Origin of the sequence: Bacteroides acidifaciens, assembly GCF_024623065.1 — a bacterium.
Lineage (GTDB): Bacteria > Bacteroidota > Bacteroidia > Bacteroidales > Bacteroidaceae > Bacteroides > Bacteroides acidifaciens.
The window spans coordinates 1-23,550 of record NZ_JANJZR010000067.1; the positions used below are offsets into that span (position 1 = coordinate 1).

The window sequence follows — 23,550 nt, forward strand, 5'->3', positions numbered from 1 at the left end:
TCCTCCGTATTACCGCGGCTGCTGGCACGGAGTTAGCCGATCCTTATTCATATGGTACATACAAAATCCCACACGTGGAACATTTTATTCCCATATAAAAGAAGTTTACAACCCATAGGGCAGTCATCCTTCACGCTACTTGGCTGGTTCAGACTCTCGTCCATTGACCAATATTCCTCACTGCTGCCTCCCGTAGGAGTTTGGACCGTGTCTCAGTTCCAATGTGGGGGACCTTCCTCTCAGAACCCCTATCCATCGTTGTCTTGGTGGGCCGTTACCCCGCCAACTAACTAATGGAACGCATCCCCATCCCATACCGAAATTCTTTAATAATCCCATCATGCGGTAGGACTATGACATCGGGTATTAATCTTTCTTTCGAAAGGCTATCCCCGAGTATGAGGCAGGTTGGATACGTGTTACTCACCCGTGCGCCGGTCGCCATCAAAAGTTTGCAAGCAAACTTTCATGCTGCCCCTCGACTTGCATGTGTTAAGCCTGTAGCTAGCGTTCATCCTGAGCCAGGATCAAACTCTTCATTGTAATAATATTGTTAATCATCCATAAAGGATGGTTGTTGCTCTGTTCAGGATGCCGTACATTTTATTGACTCTTATCAATTACCTGTGTTCCATTTACATTTCTGCTTCAGGAACAAGCATTGACGGTTCTATTTATTAACTTGTACTACTTGTATTGTTTATCAATATTTCAAAGAACTTGTCGCTTCCGTTTCAAAAGCGGGTGCAAAGGTAAGAGGTTTATTTTTAACTACCAAACTTTTTCGGAAGTTTTTTTTATTTTTTTTCTTTTCTACTCATTTCTCAGACTCTCTTGCGAAAGGGAAAGAATAATCATAAAAGAAAAAACAAAACCGCTCTCTTTGCGAATCGGACTGCAAAGATAAAAACTTTTATTTATATGTTCCAAACTTTTTCGGAAGTTTTTTGTTTTTATCATCAAGCGGTCCTACGCTTTGTCACTAAGTCATTTGTCAAGGCTTTCTTCTCTTGGAAAGCGGGTGCAAAAGTACTCCGTTTTGGGATACACTCCAAATATATCAGGATCTTTTTTCCAATTATTTTTGAAGGATTTTGCTAAAGTGCTGAAAAAGAATGATGTTGTAGAACATATTTTTTAATGAAGGGACAGGCGTTCGCGGGAACGGATAAGAAAGGACACCTTATTATATTCACACGTGCGCGCGAAGAGAACGAAGAGAAGAAACGAAGAGAGAAGGAAGAAAGAAAAAAGAACGGCTTTCACAAGCAGACAGAAGATTCAGGAACTACATACTAAAAAACTGGTAGGATTACGAAAAATGATTTGTCACCATGTCCATGCCATACGACAAGATGATGAATACGGAGCATACGGATGATTTTATCCGATTTATGCAATTCAAGACTCAGAAGACTGGAGCAAATTCACGAGTTCCGCCCATTTGTTCAGACTCAGGTCAATTCCACCCTGCTCCAAGGAATGGAGAGAGGAAAAGAAATATTTAATTATACGTTCAGGAGCATCACCCTGTTCATAAGCTAGCTCACCAAGGATATAATACAGACAGGAGATTTGGATATAGTCTATCTAGGTACAGGAGCTATTCATGGAAGACTCAACCAGACTATCCAGGAGTTCATAAGCCTAGCTTTGCTCCGAACCTGTCAGTTCACTTATAGGCTTATGCATGATAGGGTGCTGTATCAAGCGAATGATGTTCTCTTTAAAATCGTTGCTCATCATTTTAGCTTCGTTTGACGCATCTGTCCCCAAAGGTGCGAGGGTTTATCTCAAAAAAAAGAGAGTGAGGGAACTATCTACCTATGTCCTATATAAGGTATCGGCTAGGACCCTCTCCTGAACACAAGTGATAGCCCCACGCCCAATTGATTATATAACAAGATTATATATACAAAAGATGCGTGAGACCCGTCACTTATCGTCATTCTGAAGTAAAAAATTAGCCAATTTTTATATAGAATGCAATAAATAACCGTTCTCAATAAAATTATCAAAAACTTACTTTCTTCGCTAAAAAGTAAACTACGATAAAAGTAGCAATTTATATTTAGCAAACAATATTGACAAAGAAATGAGCATGAGACATAAAATTATTGAAAATACACATAGAAAACTTTCAAATCCCCTCGATTAGTCTTTTCGGCTTAAAGAAATAATGCATTTATTACTTGAATTCAGTTTCAGCCTGCTACTAGAACGATTTCGCAAAATCATTTCTCATATTCTCATGGGGAATAGTATTCGACTGATAATTAGAAGTATAAACTATGAGAATTAAAATATTTACATGTATTTCTCATAGTTTATACTTCTAAAATGCCTTCAAAGAAGGTATTTCTCATACTTTGTTTCGCATTTCTCATACTGTATATTATGCTTGTCCTTGTTTCAGCATACTAATATGTATAGGATAATATAACCGTAGTTTGTATGTTGAATCGGTAGATAACATATCTTTCACAACAGACATTGTTGTGTTTTCCTGCCTTCATCCGTATCTTTCCACTCCAGTGGACAGACCGTTTCACTCGAGTGGATAGATTTGTGTACTCGGGTGCACGAATCTGTTCACTGGAGTGAAACGATAGAGATGTCTTATTGAAAATCTATTGATTACAGTAGTATAATCTTTGGTTGTCAGTTAGTTATAATAAAAATGAGCGGCAGTTTTGCTACAGTCTATTAAGTGTTAATGATCAGATTATAGGAATACTGTTTTTGATGTATGAGAAATGCCGGTAATAGCATGAGAGATGCATTGTTTTAAGCGCGTTTTCTTAATAAAATGTAAGCGTCTCGGCGATGCCATATTTTCTATCTCAATTTTTCCTTTTAGCTTTGTGTCATAATAAAAAACACATCTTATGACTGCACATGACTTGTATACTCTTACCTTATCGGATTATAAATCCTGTTTATGTTCTTCTCCCGCCTTAACTCTTCGTAGTTATTGTCGTGAACGCCATGTAAACTATCATGGTATGTGTCTTTGGCTTTCCCGTCACGGGATCAGTATCCGTGAGTTGCGTCCCTCCTCTTCGGTCGCTGAAGATGTGTTGTCTGAGATATTTCTCACTTTGTGGGATAAACGTCAGAACCTGAAAGATGTGAAGGATTGGGATTCTTATTTATTTATCACAGTCAAAAACCGTGCTCTTTCATTTTTGGAGAAACACCGCCAGTATAATCTAAGTTCCATCAACCACATCGTAATAGAAATACCCGGAAATGATCTCACTCCGGAAGAGAAACTGCTGAAAAAAGATATGGAGGAGAATATGCAACAGGCCATCCAGCAACTACCCGAAAAAACAAGAATCATTTATTGCATGGCGAAAGAGGAACTTATGAGTTATAAACAAATCAGCGAAGCACTGGACATATCCGAAAGAACTGTCAATACACATATGACCAATGCTATTCGCAAATTAACAGCAAGCCTGCGAAAATATTTTAAGTAAGTTAAATCATCCGGGCTAATATTTGCTCTATTTCAGCCAAATCATCCGGTGTGAAATCCAAATGTTCCAATGCTTTTAAATTATCAGCTAATTGATTCACGGAACTTGCCCCCACAATGACCGATGTCACTCTCTCGTCTTTCAGTATCCATGCCAAAGCCATTTCTGCTAATGTCTGCCCACGGAGACGGGCGATTTCATTCAACTGTCGAGTAGCTTCTATCTTCTCAGGGGTTACTTGCGAACGTTGAAGAAAGCCGGAAGAGCGCGCTGCCCGTGAGCCTTCCGGGATACCATTCAGGTATTTATCCGTCAGTAAACCTTGTGCCAAAGGAGAGAAAGCTATGAAACCGGAACCGTATTCAGCAGCCAAAGGAAGGGTTTCGGCCTCAACTGCACGGTCGAACATGCTGTAACGGTATTGGCTGATAAGACAGGGTACACCTGCTTTTGTCATCATTTCATAAGCTATGCGGGCTTGTTCGGGGGGATATTTGGATATGCCGATATAGAGGGCTTTGCCTTGTTTCACGATATCAATCAATGTTTGAATCGTTTCTTCTACCGGGGTTACTCCATCATAACGATGGCTATAAAAAATATCGAAGTACTCCAGACCTGTACGGCGGAGACTCTGGTTGATACTTGCCATCAGATTCTTGCGAGAACTATTGCCGCCGTAAGGTCCCGCCCACATTTCATGTCCGGCTTTGGAAGAGATGATCATTTCATCCCGATATCCCTGGAAGTTCTCTTTCAAAATTCGCCCGAAGTTGGTTTCCGCACTTCCGGGGACAGGGCCGTAGTTGTTTGCCAAGTCAAAATGAGTGATACCCTGATCGAAAGCGTACTTTATCATATCGGTTGCCACGGTGAAGTCGTCCACACTACCGAAGTTGTGCCATAATCCCAAAGAAATAAGAGGTAACTGCAAACCGCTCTTGCCGCAATATTTATACTGCATACGGTTATAACGGTCGGTTGCCGGTTGATAAGTGAATGAATTATCCATATGATTCATGATTTCTTTTGTTATTTCCTTTTACAAAGAAAGAAAAAATATGCCAGATAATATTTCTACTAATCAATAAAATAACTCGATTATCCTACATTAGCCAATCCACTCATCTAGAAAAAGTTTTTGTTTCATGCTTTGAAACTATTTGTTCCTCGGTATGAAACACTTTGTTTCGCTACTTGAAACACTTTGTTCCTCGGTGTGAAACTTTTTGTTTCAAATAGGGTTAGCCTATATGAAAGAAAGTTTAGAACTGAAAGTAAATAAACGGCTGAATCTCCGAACTTTTCATCTGGATGACTACATAAATCAAAATGATCATCATCAGCGCTTTCCCCACAAACGGCATACGGATTACCCCCCGGCATACTGCATTTTCCCAACTATCAGGCGCAAAATGAAGCAGGAAGCCAAGCAGCATCAATGCAAAGACTTTCCAATAGCCTTCCAACAATTGCGGGAATAGCTGTGGACGGAAAGTGGTGAATATCTGTTTCAACATATCTATCGAGTTTTGAAAATCAGCATTGCGGAAGAATATCCAACAGAAACATACGAAATGGAAAGTAATAATCACTCCGAATACACGACGCCAGCCATGGCTTTGCTCACCTTTCTTACGCCCGGTGATAGACATCCACATTTTATGTAATGCCAAAGCTACACCGTGGAAGATTCCCCACAGTACGAAGTTCCAGGACGCTCCGTGCCATAGTCCACCCAAAAACATGGTGATTATCAGATTCAAGTATTGACGGAACTTTCCTTTCCGGTTTCCACCTAAGGAGATGTATAAATAGTCTTTCAGCCAACTGGACAGGGAGATGTGCCACCGACGCCAGAATTCGGTAATGGAAGCGGATTTATAAGGAGAATTGAAGTTCAGGTTGAAATGGAATCCCAGTAACAGGGCGATGCCGATAGCCATGTCACTATATCCTGAGAAGTCGCAGTAAATCTGCAAAGCATATCCATAAAGCCCCATCAGGTTCTCAACTCCCGAATAGAGGGTAGGATTATCGAAGATACGCTCTACAAAGTTGACACTGATATAGTCGGAAATTATCGCTTTCTTGAACAAGCCGGAGAAAATCAGGAAGATTCCCCGTCCGAACATCTCTTGCGAAACAAAGAGCGGTTTCCGTATCTGCGGGATAAAGTCGCGGGCACGCACGATAGGTCCTGCCACCAACTGCGGGAAGAAAGATACATAAAAGGCATAGTCCAAAGGATTGGTCAATGGTTTTATTTCTTTTCGGTAAACATCGATGGTATAGCTCAATGACTGAAAAGTGAAAAAAGAGATGCCGACCGGCAGGAATATATCGAGAGCGGTAAATTCTCCTCCCATCAATGAAGCGATCACTCCACCCAGGAAATTGGTATATTTGAAATAGACAAGAAGTCCCAGATTAATACCCAAGCTCAAAGTGACCAGTCCTTTACGCTTCCAATGTCCCTGGGTACGATCCATCAGTTGCGCAAGAAAGAAGTCGGCAACGGTGACGAGGGCGAGCAGAAAGAAATAAGTGCCGCTACTCTTGTAGTAGAAGTAATAGGAAAAGAGGGTGACAAACAAGATACGGGCAGTGTATTTATGTTGTAACAACACATACACTACCATGAAAGCTGTGAACAGCCAAAGAAAGATACCGCTACTGAATATCATCGGCGCTTGCGGGTCGTAGATAAGTACCTCTTTTAGTCTACTGAAATCTATATCAATGGGAAACATAGTCGTTATATGCTTTTATGATGGCTTGGTATAATAAATTTCCTTGAAGGATATATCCTTCGGGTAAATAATGTACATGATCGGGACGCATCAATTTGGCTTCCGTCCAGTTGGTGCAGGCACGGCGTTTGCCACCGACTACATCATACATATCCCACACCAGCAGGCGGTTATTCCTTGCATAGCGACGGATCGTTTCTGCGGCTGTCACCGTACGGGGATTAATGGCATAAGTACGCCTGCGCTTTCTTTGCCGGAAACTTTCATATGAGCCCGGCGGAGTAGTGAGAAGAATAGGCACGTTGGGAAGACTGTCGCGCAGGAGTTTGACAAGTTCGTCCATCTGGTTGTAATGTACGTTGATATTATAACGCCGGTTATGGCTTTCATTCGTCCCGAAAGAAAGAATCAGCAGCTCGGGTTTCAAGGCTGCGATCTCAGCGATACGGTCGGGATGGGTAAAAGTGAGACAGGTAGCACCGTTTACTCCTTTATCAATATAAGAGACAGCCCCGAAAGTCTCAGTCAGACGGGCTCCGGTAGTCTGCGGGTAAATATGTCCGCGCACGTGGCTGTCGCCGATATGAACGATGCGGACTGTATCTTCGGAGAGTCCTGCACGCACTTGGCGGAGATGTTCGAATACAGGAGCCAACAAGGCAATGCTGTCGATAATCTCATTCCGTCCGGTTTCACGGAAAGCTGTCGGGAAGAAGATTTGCGCAGAGATGGTATCATTCACCCAAGTCATTTCGCGCAAGGGCTTGATTTTCTTTAAAGTCTTGCCTAACGGCGGACAGGCGGGAATACGGTCTTGTGCTGTTATCATTAAAAGAAAACAAGGAGCAGTCAGGATTCCCGTCAATATAAGTATAAAGACAGACAGCAGGTTATTCTTTCTCATAAGCTTTTCTCCTGTCATATTGTTCTTTACCGTATATCAATGTTTCATAAAGCAGTCCTGCCAGGTGCTTGCCGCCTCGGAAGTTTATATGCGTATAGTCGTAGTTTGCCATAGACGGTTTGGCGTGAACCAGTTTCGCCATGCTGCCATCGCCGCCCATTGCCTCGAACATATTCCAAAAGGCGATACCGCTTTCGGCGGCAATGTTCTGCTGATAACGAATCAGGTTCTTGACACCCGGCATGGTGCGAAGGTCGCCGTTCTCGTTCTTATAGTCACGGTCACCGACACTCAACAGCAGGATTCCGGATTGTGGAAAGCACGTTTTCAGATGTTCGATGGCTGTCAGCAGTCCTTTTTGGTAGTTATCGTAATTGCGTCCTCGTTCGGTAGCGACGTTCAATCCGTATTCGAGAATAATCAAGTCGTAGGGGCGCTGGCGATTAAACTCTTTCAGCATTTGTTGCGGAATGCCACGCAGGGAAAGCCCGGAACTGCCACGCAAGGAGAAGTTATCGAGAATGATTCCTTTCTTTCCGTCCATTGCCAAGCCATAAAAGAGTGTGGAGTCGGCACGGTCTACCGTCCAACGGATGGATCCGATACGTCCGTTTACCTGAACTTCCTGCAAGCCGCCGGAAGGTGGCAAAGCATAGCTTCTACTGTCTCCTTTGTTCACACAGGCAGAGAGGTGGACGGAATCTCTATTATAGAAGAAAATAGAAGCGCGCTGACAGGTATCAAGCAATGAGGCGTATTTGCTCTGTCCGCGCAGTTCTACATAAGCCCCATTTCGGGGAACGAAATAATGACCGGAGATGCCTTGCTTTTTCCTGTCAAAATAGACGCTGTCCGTCACTGCGTGGCTCGCCCATCCACCGAACATATGCCGCACCGTAGGACGGTAACCGCTTGTCATGGAAGTGATGGTGACGAAACCTACTCCACAACCGCCGAAACGTTTCTGAAGCATTTCGCGTAAGTCGGCGGTAAAGATGTCCGCTTCGATAAAGGAGTCACCGAATACGGCAATACGCACTAAATTGTCACTGGAACCGGAAGCCCCGGAAGAGACACGGTCGAGGGCTTCATAAAAGGGAGCCATGCCACGATGGGTAGAATCGCTGTAATCTTCAATGCAGGTCATCCCCGCACGGCAGGTATCTACGAAAACCGGTTTCACTACAGGCGGCAGAGGAATACTGTCCGAATCGGCCACGGCTGTATCTGTACCCAGATAGCGAATATCGCTCAAAAGGTCTACACGCCTCATCGTGTGTCCGTCTATGGTGATGACCGGAAGCCAATGAAGCCCCAGCAGGACTACAAACACAACCAGCACAAACCACAACGAATATTTCAAATAATTCTTTATAATCTCCATAATGTTCCTAAATCCGAAAACGACCGCAAAGATAGACAAAAGCCATAAAAAGAAAGGAGAATCTAATAAATAATGTAGATTCTCCTTTCCGTTTATTGAGTCGGCAGACCAATTATCAAATGGTCCGCTCAATATTCCACACAAATGCACGCAAGCCTAACTGTTGTGTTTCCAAGTCCATCTTATGCAAGGTGTCCAGCAACGGATCAACTTTGTTATCATCTACTACCGTCAAGATAGCCGAGCACATACTTGGCCAAGCATGGCTTCCGAAATGCGGATCGCCTGTTTTCGAACCACGTCCCTGCACTTTTTCGAGGTACGTAAAACCACGACATCCCAAACGGTCGAGTAACGCAATGATTCGCTCGTAATAAGCCTGATCGAATGTTATCAATACTGATTTCATATTTCTTCTTTATTATTTCTTAATAATACTGTCTTTATTCGCCTGGAAATAAACATCCAATTCACGTTGACGACGGAGCTTACGACGACGGTTCTTGATACCTGTTCCTGCAAATACGCAATATAAAGTAGGGATCAAAATCAATGTCAAAACAGTAGAAATCGTCAAACCACCGATTACGGCAATCGCCATCGGACTCCACATTTCAGAACCTTGACCGCCACCGATAGCCATCGGAATCATACCGAGAACGGTAGTGGCAGTGGTCATCAATACCGGACGGAGACGGCTCTTACCGGCTGTTACTACAGAGTTCAATACTGCCAATCCACGTTCACGACAGAGGGTGATGTAGTCGATAAGCACGATACCATTCTTCACCACAATACCAATCAGCATGATACCTCCCAATAAACTCATGACACTCAATGTGCTACCCGTAAAGAACAATGCCATCAAGACACCACTAAACGCAAACGGCAGGGAGAACATGATAATGAACGGATAGGTCAGTGACTCAAACTGCGCTGCCATCACGATAAATACGAGCACAACAATCAGGATGGCAAGTGTTCCCAAATCGCGGAATGAATCCTGCTGGTCTTCGTACGAACCGGAAATCTGAATGGTGACATCTCCCGGAAGATCCATCTTATCTATCACCTTATTACCGGCAGCCACCACGTCGCCCAACGGAGCACCGGAGATTACTGCAGAAACGGTCACAATACGTTCACGGTCTTTACGTTCGATGGTAGGAGGTGCAAAACGTTCGACTACCTCACCAACGTCTTTCACACGAACGGGTTGTCCTTGCGCATTGTAAATGAGGATATTTTCGAGACTTTCCAGACTTGTACGGAATTCGGGTGCATAACGCACTTTGATATCATATTCATCTCCGTCTTCACGATATTTAGACGCTACCGCACCATTGACACGATTGCGCAGATAGCTACCGGCGGTTGAAAGATTCAAGCCATGCATTGCCAGTTTTTCACGGTCGAAGTCTACTTGATATTCCGGCTGGTAGTCGCTACGGCTGATGTTTACCTCGGTTACGCCTTTCACATTCAGCAATTCGCGTTTCAGACGGGCTGCCACGCTATCGGTCATTGTCATGTCATATCCGTAAACCTCAAAGTCGGCACTTGCCTGTGCGGACATCCCCGTGTTACTACCACCGAGAATTACCTGCGCTTTACTGAATTCCGGATAGGCTTTCAAATCTTCACGCATCTCATCACAGACTGCTTCCAAAGTGATATCACGATCGCCCGGATCAACCAAACTGATATTGAACGAGATAATATGCGAACCGTTGTCCTGCATAGATGCCCAAGTATTATCGGAATCTGCCTGCCCAACGGTGTAGTTGCAGACTTTCATGATGTCTTTATACTTCGTCAGCCATTGGTTGGTCAATTTCTCCGAAAGTTCCTGTGCTATCTCTTTCCGTGTACCGATCGGAAGCTCCAACTGCACGGCAATACGAGCATTATCCTGTGCCGGGAAGAACTCCGTACCGATGCCTTTTGCACACAGCAGACTGATAATAAAGAAAACAATACACCCTACAACGACAATCGAACGATGACGAACCGCCCAGTTGAGCATCCTTGCATACCAAGCGTCGAGTCCGTCGAGCGTCTTTTCAATCGGAGTAAAGAAAAGCTTGAAGGCTTTCGACTGCTTCTTCTGCAAACGCAGCAACTGCGAACAGAGCATCGGCGTGAGCGACAGTGCCGAAACGGTAGAGATGAACATGATGGCACACATCATCCAACCCAACTGTTTGAAAAGCACACCCGACATACCGCTTACCATCGTCAAGGGGAAGAACACGGCAATCATCGTCAGCGTAGAAGCGACTACAGAGATTGCCACCTCGTTCGTACCGTGCACTGCCGCCTGTTTGGGGTCGGAACCGCGTTCGATATGGGTCGTCACGTTTTCGAGCACCACAATCGCATCATCCACCACCATACCGATAGCAATGGAGAGAGAAGAAAGGGAGATGATATTAATCGTATTCCCACTGATGGCCAGGTAAATGAACGAGGCAATCAACGAAAGCGGGATGGTAATACAGATAATCAGCGTTGCACGCCAGCGTCCCAAGAAGAGGAACACGACGATTACCACGAAGAGCAATGCATACATGACAGTTTCCGTCAAACTATCGATGGTGTTAAGGATGTTGTCGGAAGTATCGACAATGACACCAATCTTCACATCACTCGGCAGGTTCTTCTGAAGCCTCGGCAATGCATCGGCCACTTTCTTGGAGATTTCTACCGAATTGGCTCCCGACTGTTTCTGAACAACAATCATAGCACCTTTCACACCATTGTTATAGGTTTCTTGTGCACGTTCTTCCACAGTATCGACGATTTGAGCTACATCACGCAGAAAGACATTTGCCCCATTATGCGTACCTACCACTACATCTGCCAACTGGCGGGAATCATCAAACTCACCTTCTACACGCAATGCGTATGTTTCACTACCGATATCAAAGTTACCACCGGGGATATTCTTGTTCTCAGCGCCGATAATGGAACTGATTGTTTCGATGGTCAGATGATAGGCTTCCAGTTTATTGGGGTCGCAATAGACCTGAATCTCACGTTGCGGCGCACCACTGATAGACACGGTTCCGACTCCCGGAATACGCGCCAGCGGGTTTACCACACGGTCGTCCAATATCTTATAAAGCGCTGACTGACTTTCATTGGCCTGTACGGAAAGCAACACGATCGGAATCATGTCCGTACTAAATTTGAAGATAATCGGATTCTCGACGTCGTCAGGAAGCTGCGAACTTACCATGTCGAGTTTATCACGCACATCATTGGTCAGAACGTCAATATCGTTACCAAACTCGAACTCCAATGTAATCAATGACATATTCTCGGAAGAACGAGAGGTAATATGTTTCAGGTTACTCACCGCGTTCAAGGTATTTTCAAGCGGGCGAGTCACATTATTTTCTATATCCGAGGCACTTGCACCGGGATAAGCGGTCATTACCATGATTGTATTCGTATCAATATCCGGATACAAATCGATAGGCAACTTGGACAAAGAGAAAAGACCAAAAATCACCACTGCCAGGAAGCAGAGGGAGGTCATAATCGGTTTCTTAACCGCACCTTCGTATAAACTCATGTTATTTTATTTAAAAGCCTCTCCCCGCTCCTCTCCCCAAAAGAGGGAGCCGGAAGATCGTTTTGAAATCAGGTTAATTAATAAAAGCATTGGGCGAAAGATATTGGACACTTCTTATTTGGAAGAGGCTTCCACCTCTACTTCCATACCGTTTACCAAACGTGACTGTCCGGCAACTACCACCTGTGAGTTATCCGGCACACCGGATCTCAGTTCATACTCCGTACCCATGCGCCTACCCAGTTCGACCTTATTATAAGATACCTTACCGTCTTTATAAACAAATACATAACGGTCGCCGGAACCTGCCTGCTTAACAATTGCCAAATCGGGAACAACTACGTTTTCCGCTGTACCGAAGTTCAATGTCGCACGGGCAAACATTCCCGGACGCACACGCTGATCTTTATTATCCAGTCTGATTTCCACCTGGAATGTACGGGTAGCGGCATCTATGGTAGGGTAAATCAGATGGATGGTTCCTGTAAATACTTCATCACCATATACATCGAGTTTCACGTCGACAGGAGTGCCTTTCTTCACTTTCGTGAAGTAGGTTTCGGACACGTTAATCAGAAGTTTCACCGGAGTGATCTGTTCTACTACAAGTACCGGTTCTCCACCGCTGTACATATCGCCGTTATCATAGTTACGTGCAGTGACTACACCATTGATAGGGCTTTGCAAAGAGGTATTCTCCAACAGATTCTTATAAGCGGTTTTCTTCACATCGAGTTGCATCTTCGAAGCATCCCATTCTGATTTGGAGGCACCTCCCACTTTATATAATTCGTCGATACGGTTGAATTCTATTTCCTGATTATCCAGTTGCAGTTTCGTCTGCTTCAGGTTAGCTGCATCCATCTGCACCAGTTTCTGGCCTTTGGATACGCGGTCGCCCACTTCCACAAAAATCCGGTCGATACGTACGGGGGACGAAGGGGCTATATTGTTCTTTACCTCAGCTTCCACCGTTGCTGTGTAATCTTGTATTTGATCTACGGGACGGGCTGTTACGTCTGCCAGCTTCACAATGGGCTTCGCGTCTACATGTTCTTCCGTAGCCGCTTTGTCTTTTCCACCTGTACATGAGCCCATACATACAGTGAACAGCAGGGCTACCAATTGGATACTTCTTTTCATATTCCTTACTTGTAATTTTTTAAATGTCTATCTTTATTCTTTTCCCAAAACCTGATCGAGGTCTGCCTTAGCAACCAGGTAATCGTATATGGACTGATTATAGGTGAGTTGTGCCTGTGTCAGCGACACTTGGGAACTGTTCAGTTCGAGCACCGTGCCCTTACCTACATCATAACGTTTTTCGGCAATCACTACCGCTTTCTTTGCCTGCATCACATTTTCCTTATTGCTGACCACCTGCTCTGTGCTGGCACTCATGTTGTTACGACAACTGACAATCTGCATATTCAACTGTCTTTCCGTATCAATACGGTTCCAATCGAGCTGGCGCATCTGTATACGGGCAGATTTCACTTTCGTGAAGTTGCTTGCCTTATATAAAGGTATGCTAAGATTGAACATCAGGTTGGAACTGTTGCTCCAGTTATAATCCAAGAAATTGATGTTCGGATTATACAAAGACTGATATTTGTAGGAGAAACTCATGGAAAGAGTCGGTATGAAGTTCGCCTTCAAGGACTTTACGTTCTTTTCAAGCAACTTCATGTTCAAGTCCAACTGCTTCATGGTGGTATTGTTGTCCAGATTTACATTCTCTTCACTCAACTGGTTGGCAAACATCGCCGTTTCATAGTTGGTCAGACTATCGTTAATCTTTATCTCCACATCGGCTGTGATACCCATCAGGACTTTCAACTGCAACTTAGCCAAAGTCACCGCATTAGCAGCCGAAATCAAGTTTGGCTTAATGCTGCGCATCTGCACTTCCGCACTGATCTTGTCATATTCGCTCACAGTTCCCTGCTGATATTTGGCATTGACCACATCGTAATTGTCTGCTGCCAACTTATAACTGCCCTGAAGCACTTCATAGCTATCCTGCGCAAGCATCAGCTGATAATAAGCCTTGCTTACCTGATTCACGAGATCCAGTCGGGAAGCACGTGACTTCTCTACTGCCAGTTCAATATCCGTCTTTGTCATCGACATGGCACGGTAAACACCCGGCACAAAGAGTGGCAGATTAATACTCAACCCTGCATTGGCGGTGTTCGTACCATCTTGTCCCATCTTGAACGACATATCGTTCAATTTCATTTCAGCCGCTTTAACAGTATGATCTAGCGCGCCGGTAATGCTAGCTTCCGGCAACAGATTTTGCCAAGCTTCTTTGCCGGCCACTTTCTTTAAAGCGATTTCTTCTTCTGCCACTTTTATTGTCGGATTCTCATCCAATGCAATTTCCAGGGCTTTGTCTAAGGTTAAGGTTAGTATGTTCTTCTCCGCCTGTGTGTCCTGAGCCTTTGCAAAACCAAATGCACAGAATGCCACGGCTGCCAGAAGAAGTTTCCGACCTGTTAATCTTTTCATCTTGTCCATAAACTCTGTATTTCTAAATTTAATCTTAATTGTTTGTCGGTAGAGTCCCATTCGCGCTCTAGTCCACGATGCGGTTTTTACGATATTCTTGTATGAAATCTTCCAGCACCTTTGCTCCTTTTTCGGTAGAGATGCCGCGTATGTAAGTAAACATGATAGATTCGTACACTTCAACAAAGGGATATTTATTGCAGATGTCCGTATTCAAAAGTACATCAAACTGTTCTTTCACCAACAGATTGACAATGGCGAAGTTTACATCCGCACGGAAGATGCCCTGCTCTACTCCTGTCTTGAAGAAGGACATCGTTTTCTGCGAATCGCTGTCCTGCCGATTTTTCATTATCTCATATACTTTGGGATATTTCTTAAGATCTTCAAAAAAGCGTTTGTTCGTCTGATGAAATACCTCGATGCTTTTCTGAAAAACCGTCAGTATCACTTCCAACACATTGTGCGAATGCTCAAAGACTTCCTGCAAATATTTTTCTCTTTCTGCCTGCATCTTCAGTATGCATTCTTTCAACAACGACTCTTTATCCGAAAAAACTTCATAAAGCGTACGCTTGGATATTCCTAATGCTGCTGCAATATCATCCATTGTAATGCTTTTGATGCCTTTTGAAGTAAAAGCTTCTGTCGCTGCCGTTATGATCCGTTCTCTTAACTCTACCCGTTGGGAAGCGTCTTTTCCATGCTCTGCCATCATCCGTTTTTCTATTTTAATAAAATGCGGGGTTCGCTTTCCTTTCATCTCCAAAGGAAAAACGGAACAAAGATATATAGAAAACTTAATTAAGAAATCAAGTTTCCATCTATTTATAATGCATTTGGGAATTATTATCATTCAGGAGAGTGAAATGAAAACAAGTGTTAATAGGAGATATGGAACAAACATAGCGTAAAGGTAAAAAGGAGGGGAATACGAAGTAAATCGTTATCGCCCGCAGAGGGATTATAATCGACAAATGCCGGATAAATGTCGGTAGAATCAACACTTACCCGGCAACAACAGTCACCATCATTAACGAAAAACGAAAAAGGGTTGGTTTACGGTCAATAGTCAATTTGTGTCCTCTTCAGGAAGGCGGCTGTTTTACGTATCTCCTTGTACATCACGATATCATCTTTCACAAAAGACACTTCTTTCCGATAGGCATGAAGGAAACGTTCAAGAACGGGAGAAGTTTTCAGCGGACGACGGAAGTCGATGCCTTGTGCAGCATTCATCAGTTCGATGGCAAGGATATGTTCCAGATTATCCATCACTTTATAGAGTTTGGTAGCAGCATTGGCGCCCATACTTACGTGATCTTCCTGCCCGTTGGAGGAGACGATAGAGTCGCTCGAAGCAGCATAACAATACATTTTATTTTGGCTGACCATCGAAGCGGCGGCATATTGCGGAATCATGAAACCGGAGTTCAAACCGGGATTGGCAACCAGGAATTCAGGTAGTCCGCGGAGTCCCATAATCAGTTGGGAGACACGGCGTTCGGAGATATTTCCCAATTCGGCCAAAGCGATGGCAAGGAAGTCATAAGAGATGGCAAGCGGTTGCCCATGGAAGTTTCCGCCGGAGATGATCCGGTCTTCATCGGGAAAAATGGTAGGGTTGTCCGTGACGGAATTGATTTCGGTCAGTAGTACGGAAGCAACGTAGCGGATGGCGTCCTTTGTAGCACCATGCACCTGTGGGATGCAGCGGAAGGAATAGGGATCTTGAACGTGTTCTTTGTGACGTTCGATAAGTTCGCTGCCGGCCAGTAGCCTACGGAAGGCTTCGCCTGTCTCAATCTGCCCTCGATGGGGGCGGATTTGCTGGATGCAGTCTATAAACGGATCGATACGGCCGTCAAAAGCTTCGAGGGAAAGAGCGGCTATGAGGTCGGCCTTTTTCGAAAGGCGGAAGGCTTTGAGTATGGCGAACACACCGTTGGCACTCATAAATTGGGTACCGTTGAGTAGGGCCAATCCTTCTTTGCTCATTAGTTTGACAGGTTCCCAGCCGAATTCGTCGAGCACACTGATAGCTTCGCACTTTTTCCCTTTATAGTAGACATCGCCGACACCGATCAGAGGGAGGAAAAGATTGGCGAGCGGTGCGAGGTCGCCGGAGGCTCCAAGAGAACCGCGGTCGTAAACGATGGGCATGACGTCATTGTTGAAGAAATCGAGGATGCGTTGCACGGTGATTACTTGTACGCCGCTATGTCCCAATGAAAGAGCGTGGGCTTTGAGGAGCATCATCAGTTTGATAATGACGGGGCGGATTTCTTCACCTATGCTGCAAGCATGGCTTTTTATCAGATTCTCCTGGAGCGTACCCAATTCGTCGGAAGAAATGTTTTTAGTACATAAAGAACCGAAGCCTGTTGTTATACCATATAATGGTTCTTCGGAAGAAGCTATTTTTCGGTCAAGGTAGTCGCGACATTTCTGGATGCGCAACTTGGCTTCGGGAGCTAGCTCCAGTTTCAGGTTTTCGTTGATGATTCGTTCGATGATTTCGAAGGTTAATGCTCCGGAACCGATATAATATACATTCTTACTCATACGCGCAGGTCTTGATTTACGGCATCCAACAATTCTTTTTCTCTCCGGCAAGCGGTTTGCTCAATCGTATCAGCTTCGGTTTGTAGCTGGAGGACAAACTCTTTGTCTTTGAGCGAACCGAGGTTGATACGAACGTTCAACAAGGCTCCTAACACGGCGGAACGGGCTGCCATCATGGCTACACAGGCATCTGTGATGGCATTGCGGTTGCCCAAGCGGGCAACATCTGCTATGACGGACATCATATCCAACGCTTTACGGGCCACTTCCAACGGGACGAGGGCGGCTTGTTTGGTTGCTTCCTGAATGGCGGTACTTCGGGCAGCTTTCTCTTCGTCGGTTGTTTTAGGGAGTTTAAAGCAGGCAAAAACTTCTTCATAGGCAGCGGAGTCTTTATCAATAAGCGCAATAAATTCATCCAGCAAACGGAGAGTGATTGTTTGCGCGTGCAGCATCACATCTTCACTAGCCTCATATCCTTTTTTTCCTACAGTGAGCCGTGCCACCATTGTGGAAAGGGCGGAAGCCAGTGCTCCATTCAAAGCTGCAATACTACCGCCACCTGGCACAGGTTCACTGCAAGCTACTTTATCTAAGAAATCTTTTACGGTTAATTCTGCTAACATGGTATTCTGTTTTAAGTGATTAATGAATGAGTTGACCGACTATTAAGCGACGGGATATAACATACCGCCTTTAATAGTCATGATTACACAATTCATACCTATATAATAAGGTAGAATATGATAGTTATCGGAATTGAGGACGATAAAATCGCCTTGTTTGCCTACTTCGATGCTTCCAATCCGGTCGGCTCGCTGAAGAGCGGCAGCTCCGTTCAGGGTCAGGGCTGTGATGGTTTCTTCGATGCTCATTTTCATATAAATGCAAGCCAGAGCAATAGTCAGCGGGATAGAACCGGAGAAACAACTGCCGGGATTCAGGTCGGTGGCAAGTGCTACGGCACAGCCGGCATCAATCATTTCACGACCTCGCGCGTAGGGCTCTTTCAGGGCAAAGGCGGTCAAGGGTAACAGGGTAGCTACTACTCCGCCATCGGCCATTGCACGGATGCCGGCATCGGAAGCGTGCAGGAGGTGGTCGGCAGACAGTGCTCCCAGTTCGGCAGCCAGTTCGGCTCCACCGAGGGAAACAATCTCGTCAGCGTGGAGTTTCAACAGAAAACCATGTTCCTTGGCTGCCTGAAGCAGGCGGCGGGACTGTTCGATAGAGAAAACACCTTGTTCGCAAAAGACATCGCAACATTCCGCCAGCCCGCCTTCACGGACAAGGGGAAGCATCTCACGAATCAGAAAGTCGATGTATTCGTCGCTTCTTCCTGCATATTCTTCGGGAAGGGCATGGGCACCTAAAAAGGTGGAGACTATATCAACACGTTTATGCTCGGTGTTGTTCAGACTGCGCATTACCTTTAGTTGCAATAATTCGGTTTCACGATCCAATCCGTAACCGCTTTTACCTTCTACAGTGGTTACGCCCATTATGCTCATTCTTTTCAGGAAACTTTCGGCTGCCGAACGAAGTTTCAAGAAGTTCATTTGCCTCGTGGCTTTTACAGTGCTTGCAATTCCGCCTCCACGCTCCATGATTGACATATAGCTTTCACCGTTCAAACGCCAGGAGAATTCCTCGGAACGTTCTCCGCCAAACACAAAATGGGTATGGGAATCGACAAAACCGGGCAAGAGACAGTGTCCGCGAGCATTATAATGCCAATAGTGCTGGTAGTAACCATCCCGGTCTTCACCACGGTTTTCACCAACGTAGGTGATGATGCCTTTGGTAACTTCCACGGTTCCGTTCTCTATGATTTGCAATTGGGACATTTCTTCTCCTCTACGGGCGGAAAAGCCAATAGGGGTAACGATACGGGCATTGAATATAATCAGATTTTCACTCATATAGTTACTTCTAGTTATTCCATGATGCGGGCTTCCAGAACTTGCTGCATGGAGAAATTTTCCAATCCGAGGTAGTAGGAAGCTGTGTCAATCAGGGCTTCCATTGGTACAAGACCGATTATCTCACTACCAACAATCGTGACACCGTAGCGACGGGCTTCTATACGGACTAATTCGAAGGCACGGTAGAGTGCGGTGCGGGTGTAATCGGTCATATTGATAGATACCTGCGTTATATTCCTCTCTTTCAAATCCACTCCCATCGCTTTGACATAGCGGAGCCCGCCATTGATATGGCGGATATTTTTGGCTATTTGGGTAGCTATTCCGAGATTATTCGTACTCAGGTTGATATTATAAGCGACAAGCGGCATACGGGCTCCGATAGCTACGGTTCCCGCAGTGGGGTGACGTTCGGCAGGTCCGAAATCCGGTCGCCATTCAGGAAGCCTGATTTTCTCAGCCATTCCTTCAAATTCACCTTTGCGGACGGAGGCTAAATTCTCCCGGTGCGGTGCGGTGGCCGACTTTTCATACAGAAAGACAGGAAGGTCGTACAACTCGGCTACACGGGCAGCAACTTCTCTCGAAAGAGCGATTGCTTCTTCCATCGTAGTGTTCTTAACCGGGATGAAAGGGACAACATCTACTGCTCCCATGCGAGGGTGTTGTCCATTATGATGGTTCAGGTCTATCAGACGGACCGCAATGCCAATAGCTTCAATCACTGCGTCACGCAAGGCTTCCGGTTCGCCGACAAGAGTGACCACCAGGCGGTTATGGTCTTCGTCATGACTGTAATCAAGCAGCTTTACACCTGCCTTGGCACGGAAAGGGGCTACTATCTGATCTATTTTCTCTAAATCGCGTCCCTCACTAAAATTGGGTACACATTCAATGATTTTGTTCCAGTTCATAATAAATATCTTATATATAGGTTATGATTCACTACATATTTTATATCAAACAAGCGCATTTTGTGCGACTATTTTCTTTATTAATTCCTCATCAGCCAGATACGGCATGGTTATCTGATAGTCTCCAACATGGGATTCATTAAATGCTCCGCTAGTTTCCATCGCATGCGGATTGCGTGCCCAAGAGCGGCGGGCAACTCCACCCATTACGTCCCAAAGCATAGCCGAGCGGAGTATTTCATCTACCCGTTCGCTACCGTCACAGACCATACCGAAGCCACCATTGACTGCCTTGCCAATACCTACTCCACCGCCATTGTGCAAGGCTACCAAACTCATTCCACGGGCACAGTTGCCGGCAAAACACTGTACAGCCATATCCGCCATTACATTGCTTCCATCTTTTATATTCGATGTTTCCCGGAAGGGGGAGTCCGTTCCGCTCACGTCATGGTGGTCCCGACCTAACATAATCGGTCCTACTTCTCCACGACGAACCATTTCATTGAAACGGAGCGCAATGTTCATTCTTCCCATAGCATCCTGATAAAGGATGCGTGCCTGGGTTCCTACTACCAGCCGGTTCTTTTCCGCATCGCGTATCCAGTTGTAGTTGTCAAGATCCTGACCGCGCCGGTTGACGTCAATACATTCCATAGCCGCATGGTCTGTTTTTATCAGGTCTTCATGTTTCCCACTCAGGCAAACCCATCGGAACGGACCATAGCCGTAGTCAAAGAGTTGGGGACCCATGATGTCTTCTACGTAGCTCGGCCAGATGAAGCCGTCTTTTTCATCCACGCCATTGCGAGAGATTTCTTTTACTCCGGCATCATAAATCGCTTTCATAAAGGAGTTTCCATAATCAAAGAAATAAGTTCCGCGGGCTACAAGTTTCTTGATAACTTCGAAATGACGGTGCAGGGAGACATCTACCAAACGTCGGAATTGTTCGGGAGATTCGTGAAGAAGGCGGGTGCGTTCTTCAAAGGTTAGCCCGACAGGGCAATAGCCGCCTTCGTAAACGGCATGACAAGAAGTTTGGTCGGATAACAGTTCGATGGGAATATGTTTCTGTTCAGCGTATTCGAGCAGGTCGACTATGTTTCCGTGATAGGCTATTGAGCAGGGTTCATGGCGTTGCATCGCTTCATCTGCCATACGATAGGCTTCCGCCATATCTTCCGTAACATGCGCCACCCACCCTTGACGATAGCGTGTTTCGATACGGGAACTATCTACTTCGGCAATAATGGAAACAGCTCCGGCTATCTCGGCCGCTTTAGGTTGGGCTCCGCTCATTCCACCCAAACCGGAAGATACAAACAAATGTCCCCGCAAATCTTTATCTTGCGGTATGCCGAGTTTCAGACGTCCGGCATTGAGCAGTGTATTAAATGTACCATGAACGATTCCTTGAGGGCCGATATACATCCAACCGCCGGCTGTCATCTGACCGTAATTGGCAACTCCCATCTGGACGGCAATATGCCAGTCGTGCTGATTGTCGAATTGCCCTATCATCATGGAGTTGGTTATTATAACGCGGGGAGCGTCGGGGCGGGAGCGGAAAAGTCCTAAAGGATGACCGGATTCAATCACCAGGGTTTGTTCTTGGCTCAGTTCTTCCAGATATTGTTTTATCAAACGATATTGCATCCAATTCTGACAGACTTGACCGGTTTCTCCGTATGTGACAAGTTCGTAGGAATACAAAGCTATATCAAAGCTGAGATTATTGTCAATCATCACTTGAAAAGCTTTGCCTTCCAGACATCGACCACGATACTCGTCTACTGGCTTTGCTTTCAAATCGCCCTCAGGACGAAAACGGTATCCATAAATCCGTCCGCGAGTATGCAGTTCTTCCATAAATTCGGAAGCCAACAGTTCATGCCATTCAGAGGGGATATAACGCAAAGCGTTTTTTAGTGCTGTAACTGTCTGAGCCGGGGTAAGTGTATAACCGCGGTCAGGAGCTCTCCGGATACCTTCTACAAAACCCGGATAAGCTGGGAGTGCGTTGCCAAGAGTTATCTTCATAATAAAACAGAATTAAGGATTACAAACTGTAAGTAATACAGTCGTACAACTCTTCGCAAGATAGAAAAAAAGAAGAGAAAAGACAAGAAAAACTCCATTTTTCTTGTCAGAAAGTTATTATTTCTGTTTATCCCGCAATTCCAGCAAATATTTAAAAGTATGTTTCGCTTCAGGACTGTCATCTTTTAAATAGGCCTGCTTCAGTTCGGGATGTTTCTTCAATAGTTCAAGCATCTTGTCTTTATCCAGGAATTCAATCTTTCCTGTCTCAGCATTCAGCTCATAGCAGACGCGTTTTGTGACCAAGCTTGAAGCCGCAAGGACATCACCGATATTTCCACCCAGTTTGACATCATCTTCCTCTACGAAATTTCCGCCGACAACCGAGCCTAAGGGCATGGCGCAGAAATAGATTTTTTTATCTAATTGGACGGCCGGAGCATACCAAGCCCCAAAACGTAATCTCTTATATCGCAACTTACGGCAATTCAAATATAAATCTCCTTTTTCATCGCGCACGGCAAAACTACGTTTTTTTAATCTTCGCCCCATAGACTCATCATTACCGACAGTTATCCGGTAATCAGCTCCGCCTGTCAACACTATCTGATTTCGGGAACGCTTTTCTATCCGCAACACGGCAATGGTATCACCATCCTGAGCAAGCAACTCTTTCAGGTTGGAATAAATAATGTTCTGCGCAATTATCGGAAGACTAATTACGCCCATCAACAACAATAAGATACATCCTTTCTTCATAAGCCATCCTCCTTTCCTGCTTAAACGCATTTTAGTGTGGAAAGTTATAAATTTTAGTGGATAAATGCAAGGGGAAATACAGAAATATCAGAAAAAGGAACTGAAAACCAATATTTATTTCCTTGATGTCATTACTCTACATGTGTTATCACAAAAGACATCCGGATGATTATTGTTGAATCTATATTTCAATAACCGTCCGTTAATAAACGGTAAATCTGCTTCCGACTGAAACACGCTCTTGTCACGACCGTTATGAATTATATTACCTTTCCTCTAAAAAGAAAAATCCCCCGCTCTTATATTCGTATGTAACTTACTTGTATCTAATTAATTATACTTATAGTCCATAAATTTTCCCACAAAACGCCTAAGACGACAAGTATTTTGTCGTCTGAACTGGTAAAGTTTGTTACTTTCCTCTTCAGCCTAAAAGGACTACGCCGGTGTCCAATCCCTCTATGGATACAATAATTTTGTAAACGCGCTCATGTGGCAGCACAAAGGTAATTATGTTGTCGATAGAGGTATATCGGAAAGGTCTATCCGACCAATAACGATTCTAATGCTTGAATATCATTTTGCCATTCCGCCTGCTTTTCAAGCCGCTTGAGGTAAACATCTATAAAATCCTCGTCTTTTGTCAGCATGTGCCATACTGCGACCAATAACTTTCGGGCGATGGCTACTTGTATCTTCATCTTGTTCTTATGGCGTTGGGTGC

At 44.8% G+C, this 23,550-nt stretch carries 17 protein-coding genes, 1 rRNA gene and 1 pseudogene; 2 read left to right on the forward strand and 17 right to left on the reverse strand.

Annotation, left to right across the window (positions count from 1 at the left end):
* A 16S ribosomal RNA gene (locus NSB03_RS15715) occupies positions 1-543 on the reverse strand; the annotation flags it as partial.
* Positions 544-1,140: 597 nt separating this feature from the next.
* Between NSB03_RS15715 and NSB03_RS15720 the strand changes: the two genes are divergently transcribed.
* Both NSB03_RS15720 and NSB03_RS15725 read left to right on the forward strand, forming a co-directional pair.
* On the forward strand, positions 1,141-1,299 hold the full coding sequence (locus NSB03_RS15720) for a hypothetical protein (protein ID WP_159102151.1): 159 nt from the start codon (positions 1,141-1,143) through the stop codon (positions 1,297-1,299).
* Between the two features lie 1,589 nt (positions 1,300-2,888).
* Positions 2,889-3,485: a sigma-70 family RNA polymerase sigma factor gene (locus NSB03_RS15725; protein WP_128824436.1), complete on the forward strand. Its 597-nt coding sequence runs from the start codon at positions 2,889-2,891 to the stop codon at positions 3,483-3,485.
* A 1-nt stretch (position 3,486) separates the two neighbouring features.
* Here the strand turns inward: NSB03_RS15725 and NSB03_RS15730 are convergent, their stop codons facing one another.
* From NSB03_RS15730 to NSB03_RS15805, 16 genes and pseudogenes are all read right to left on the reverse strand, one after another.
* Entirely contained in the window at positions 3,487-4,497 is a 1,011-nt protein-coding gene (locus NSB03_RS15730) for an aldo/keto reductase (RefSeq protein ID WP_024988176.1), read from the reverse strand.
* Between the two features lie 253 nt (positions 4,498-4,750).
* Positions 4,751-6,238, reverse strand: coding sequence for an MBOAT family O-acyltransferase (locus tag NSB03_RS15735; RefSeq protein WP_257466499.1), 1,488 nt, complete (start codon positions 6,236-6,238; stop codon positions 4,751-4,753).
* Complete coding sequence (locus tag NSB03_RS15740; protein WP_162222302.1) at positions 6,225-7,142, reverse strand: SGNH/GDSL hydrolase family protein; 918 nt, start codon at positions 7,140-7,142, stop codon at positions 6,225-6,227. Before NSB03_RS15740 ends, NSB03_RS15735 begins: the two co-directional genes overlap by 14 nt.
* Positions 7,129-8,526 (reverse strand): SGNH/GDSL hydrolase family protein, encoded by a 1,398-nt coding sequence (locus NSB03_RS15745; protein ID WP_024988177.1) that lies wholly within the window; start codon positions 8,524-8,526, stop codon positions 7,129-7,131. Before NSB03_RS15745 ends, NSB03_RS15740 begins: the two co-directional genes overlap by 14 nt.
* Positions 8,527-8,641: 115 nt before the next feature.
* The gene (locus NSB03_RS15750) at positions 8,642-8,935 is read right to left on the reverse strand and encodes a PG0541 family transporter-associated protein (RefSeq protein WP_024988178.1); all 294 of its coding nucleotides are present in this window, start codon (positions 8,933-8,935) and stop codon (positions 8,642-8,644) included.
* A gap of 12 nt (positions 8,936-8,947) precedes the next feature.
* Positions 8,948-12,106 (reverse strand): efflux RND transporter permease subunit, encoded by a 3,159-nt coding sequence (locus NSB03_RS15755; RefSeq protein ID WP_121766564.1) that lies wholly within the window; start codon positions 12,104-12,106, stop codon positions 8,948-8,950.
* A gap of 114 nt (positions 12,107-12,220) precedes the next feature.
* Entirely contained in the window at positions 12,221-13,249 is a 1,029-nt protein-coding gene (locus NSB03_RS15760; protein WP_136014786.1) for an efflux RND transporter periplasmic adaptor subunit, read from the reverse strand.
* Positions 13,250-13,282: 33 nt separating this feature from the next.
* Positions 13,283-14,629, reverse strand: a complete 1,347-nt coding sequence (locus NSB03_RS15765; RefSeq protein ID WP_024988179.1) for a TolC family protein — start codon at positions 14,627-14,629, stop codon at positions 13,283-13,285.
* 58 nt (positions 14,630-14,687) lie between these two features.
* The gene (locus tag NSB03_RS15770) at positions 14,688-15,338 is read right to left on the reverse strand and encodes a TetR/AcrR family transcriptional regulator (protein WP_024988180.1); all 651 of its coding nucleotides are present in this window, start codon (positions 15,336-15,338) and stop codon (positions 14,688-14,690) included.
* Positions 15,339-15,685: 347 nt separating this feature from the next.
* Positions 15,686-17,185, reverse strand: coding sequence for a histidine ammonia-lyase (hutH, locus tag NSB03_RS15775; RefSeq protein WP_024988181.1), 1,500 nt, complete (start codon positions 17,183-17,185; stop codon positions 15,686-15,688).
* Positions 17,182-17,811 (reverse strand): cyclodeaminase/cyclohydrolase family protein, encoded by a 630-nt coding sequence (locus NSB03_RS15780; RefSeq protein WP_135039234.1) that lies wholly within the window; start codon positions 17,809-17,811, stop codon positions 17,182-17,184. The genes hutH and NSB03_RS15780 overlap by 4 nt, the downstream gene beginning before the upstream one ends.
* Positions 17,812-17,853: 42 nt before the next feature.
* A complete protein-coding gene (gene hutI / locus NSB03_RS15785; protein ID WP_024988182.1) occupies positions 17,854-19,107 on the reverse strand; it encodes an imidazolonepropionase in 1,254 nt (417 codons plus the stop codon).
* Between the two features lie 14 nt (positions 19,108-19,121).
* Positions 19,122-20,024: a glutamate formimidoyltransferase gene (ftcD, locus tag NSB03_RS15790; RefSeq protein ID WP_121766558.1), complete on the reverse strand. Its 903-nt coding sequence runs from the start codon at positions 20,022-20,024 to the stop codon at positions 19,122-19,124.
* Between the two features lie 45 nt (positions 20,025-20,069).
* Positions 20,070-22,067 carry a urocanate hydratase gene (hutU, locus tag NSB03_RS15795; RefSeq protein WP_257466500.1) on the reverse strand — a complete coding sequence of 666 codons (1,998 nt, stop codon included), beginning with the start codon at positions 22,065-22,067 and terminating at the stop codon, positions 20,070-20,072.
* Between the two features lie 117 nt (positions 22,068-22,184).
* Positions 22,185-22,826: a DUF6563 family protein gene (locus NSB03_RS15800; RefSeq protein WP_024988183.1), complete on the reverse strand. Its 642-nt coding sequence runs from the start codon at positions 22,824-22,826 to the stop codon at positions 22,185-22,187.
* 542 nt (positions 22,827-23,368) lie between these two features.
* Positions 23,369-23,550: pseudogene (locus tag NSB03_RS15805) on the reverse strand (IS110 family RNA-guided transposase); the annotation flags it as partial.

Coding starts and splice junctions, on each gene's coding strand:
- NSB03_RS15720 (WP_159102151.1), top strand. CDS start 1,141: ATGAAGGGACAGGCGTTCGCGGGAACGGATAAGAAAGGACACCTTATT.
- NSB03_RS15725 (WP_128824436.1), top strand. CDS start 2,889: ATGACTGCACATGACTTGTATACTCTTACCTTATCGGATTATAAATCC.
- NSB03_RS15730 (WP_024988176.1), bottom strand. CDS start 4,497: ATGGATAATTCATTCACTTATCAACCGGCAACCGACCGTTATAACCGT.
- NSB03_RS15735 (WP_257466499.1), bottom strand. CDS start 6,238: ATGTTTCCCATTGATATAGATTTCAGTAGACTAAAAGAGGTACTTATC.
- NSB03_RS15740 (WP_162222302.1), bottom strand. CDS start 7,142: ATGAGAAAGAATAACCTGCTGTCTGTCTTTATACTTATATTGACGGGA.
- NSB03_RS15745 (WP_024988177.1), bottom strand. CDS start 8,526: ATGGAGATTATAAAGAATTATTTGAAATATTCGTTGTGGTTTGTGCTG.
- NSB03_RS15750 (WP_024988178.1), bottom strand. CDS start 8,935: ATGAAATCAGTATTGATAACATTCGATCAGGCTTATTACGAGCGAATC.
- NSB03_RS15755 (WP_121766564.1), bottom strand. CDS start 12,106: ATGAGTTTATACGAAGGTGCGGTTAAGAAACCGATTATGACCTCCCTC.
- NSB03_RS15760 (WP_136014786.1), bottom strand. CDS start 13,249: ATGAAAAGAAGTATCCAATTGGTAGCCCTGCTGTTCACTGTATGTATG.
- NSB03_RS15765 (WP_024988179.1), bottom strand. CDS start 14,629: ATGGACAAGATGAAAAGATTAACAGGTCGGAAACTTCTTCTGGCAGCC.
- NSB03_RS15770 (WP_024988180.1), bottom strand. CDS start 15,338: ATGATGGCAGAGCATGGAAAAGACGCTTCCCAACGGGTAGAGTTAAGA.
- hutH (WP_024988181.1), bottom strand. CDS start 17,185: ATGAGTAAGAATGTATATTATATCGGTTCCGGAGCATTAACCTTCGAA.
- NSB03_RS15780 (WP_135039234.1), bottom strand. CDS start 17,811: ATGTTAGCAGAATTAACCGTAAAAGATTTCTTAGATAAAGTAGCTTGC.
- hutI (WP_024988182.1), bottom strand. CDS start 19,107: ATGAGTGAAAATCTGATTATATTCAATGCCCGTATCGTTACCCCTATT.
- ftcD (WP_121766558.1), bottom strand. CDS start 20,024: ATGAACTGGAACAAAATCATTGAATGTGTACCCAATTTTAGTGAGGGA.
- hutU (WP_257466500.1), bottom strand. CDS start 22,067: ATGAAGATAACTCTTGGCAACGCACTCCCAGCTTATCCGGGTTTTGTA.
- NSB03_RS15800 (WP_024988183.1), bottom strand. CDS start 22,826: ATGAAGAAAGGATGTATCTTATTGTTGTTGATGGGCGTAATTAGTCTT.